Annotated in this window: 2 protein-coding genes; one reads left to right on the top strand and one right to left on the bottom strand. The window is 70.5% G+C overall.

Annotated elements, in window-relative coordinates:
• Positions 1–57: 57 nt before the first annotated feature.
• On the bottom strand, positions 58–1,056 hold the full coding sequence (locus B1A78_RS21675; protein WP_077148896.1) for an adenosine kinase: 999 nt from the start codon (positions 1,054–1,056) through the stop codon (positions 58–60).
• 110 nt (positions 1,057–1,166) lie between these two features.
• Between B1A78_RS21675 and B1A78_RS21670 the strand changes: the two genes are divergently transcribed.
• Complete coding sequence (locus B1A78_RS21670; protein WP_077148895.1) at positions 1,167–1,847, top strand: EI24 domain-containing protein; 681 nt, start codon at positions 1,167–1,169, stop codon at positions 1,845–1,847.
• The last annotated feature ends 66 nt before the right edge of the window (positions 1,848–1,913 follow it).

Below are 1,913 nucleotides of genomic sequence, written 5' to 3'. Positions count from 1 at the left end.
GGAGGCCGGGTGGGGGAGCGGGCCGGTGCCGCCATCCGCGTCAGCGGAAAAAAGTTCCTAGCCGAGCCGCTCGGCGACCTTGGCCTTGAGGTCGGTCTGCGCGCGCGGCCCGACCTGCGCGATGATTTCGCGCGCGCACACCGCGCCCATCGTCAGGCAGTCGGCCATGCTGCGGCCTTCGGCGAGCCCCGACAGGAAGCCCGCGGCAAAGAGGTCGCCCGCGCCCGTCGTATCGACCACCGTATCGATCGGCTCGGCGGCGACCTGGGTGCGTTCGCCATTCGCCATCGCCACCGCGCCATGTTCGCCGCGCGTCGCGACGAGCAGCGGGACCTCGGCGGCAACTTTCGCCAGCGCGGTTTCGAAATCGCCTTCCTGCGCCAGTTCGAGCAGTTCGGCCTCGTTTGCGAAGAGGATGTCGATCTCGCGCGCGGCGGTCATGCGGCGGAAATCCTCGCCATGGCCCGCGACGACGAAGGTGTCCGAGAGCGTGAAGGCGACGCGGCGGCCCGCGGCCTTGGCCAGCCCGATCGCCTCGGCCATCGCCGCGCGCGACGCGTCGGCATTCCACAAATAGCCTTCGAGATAGAGGATCTCGCCATCGGCGATCAGCGCGGCGTCGAGCGCGTCATGCCCCAGGCTCTGCGACGCGCCGAGGAAGGTGTTCATCGTCCGCTGCCCGTCGGGGGTGACGAGGATCAGGCAGCGCGCGGTCGGCGCGCCGCCGTCCTGCGCCGGCGTGTCGAAGGCAACACCGAGCGAGGTGAGGTCGTGCGTGAACACCTGGCCGAGCTGGTCCTTCGCGACCTGCCCGATGAAGCCGCATTTGCGCCCGAGCGCCGCCATGCCGGCGAGCGTGTTCGCGGCGCTGCCGCCCGACATTTCGACCGCCGGACCCATCGCCGCGTAAAGCCGCGTCGCTTCGTCGGCGTCGATCAGCCGCATCGATCCCTTGACCAGTTTCTCGGTCTCGATCAGCTCGTCGGACGCGCGGGCAAGGACGTCGACGATGGCATTGCCGATGGCAACGACGTCGAAACGGGCGGTGGAGGCCATAAAATTCCTGTCGATGATGGGGAAAAGATTGCGCGCGGTTTTAAGGGGCGCGGCCCGCCAAGGCAAGCGCGACGCTTGACGCCCCCGCCCCCCGCGCGCATCCCCGCAGCATGGCCCGCGCGATCCACGCCCTGATGCTCGCCCTGCAGGACCTGCCGCGCCGCCCGGTGCTCATCGTCCTCGCGCAGAGCCTCGCGCTCACCCTGCTGATCTTCCTCGCCGCCGGCGCCGCGATCTTCTTCGGCGCGCGCTGGGCGCTCTACCGCTGGCAATGGCTCGGCGAGGTCGAGATCGACATGGCGGGCATATTGCTCGTCATCGGGCTGATCGGCGCGAGCTGGCTGCTGTTCCGCGGCGTCGCGATCGCCGTCGTCGGGCTGTTCGGCGACGCGATCGTCGCCGATGTCGAAGGGCGCCGCTATCCCGAGGCGGCGGCGCGCGCGGTCCCGGTCCGCTTCGCCAAGAGCCTGCGCCTCGGCCTCGTGTCGGTGACGCGGCTGATCCTGGTGAATCTCGTCGCGCTGCCGCTCTATATCCCCTTGCTGTTCACCGCGATCGGCGCCCCCTTGCTCGCCTTCGCGATCAACGCCGCGCTGCTCGGCCGCGACCTCGAGGCGATGGTGCTCGCGCGCCACCCCGACCGGCCGCGCCTGCCGCGCGGTACGCGCTGGGCGCTCGGCACGCTATCCGCCGCAGCTTTCCTGGTGCCCGTCGTCAACCTGTTGGCGCCCATCGTCGGCGCGGCTATGGCCGTCCACCTCATCCACCTGCGAAACAGGGATATTGCATGATCCGCGCGCTCGCCGCCGCCCTCCCCCTCGCCGCGCTCGCCGGTTGCGCCTCGGCCGTCCCGGTGC

The sequence above is a fragment of the Sphingopyxis sp. KK2 genome (assembly GCF_001990265.1).
Lineage (GTDB): Bacteria > Pseudomonadota > Alphaproteobacteria > Sphingomonadales > Sphingomonadaceae > Sphingopyxis.
Note: the sequence above shows the minus strand (reverse complement) of the source record. Positions and strands in the feature narration are given on the sequence as shown.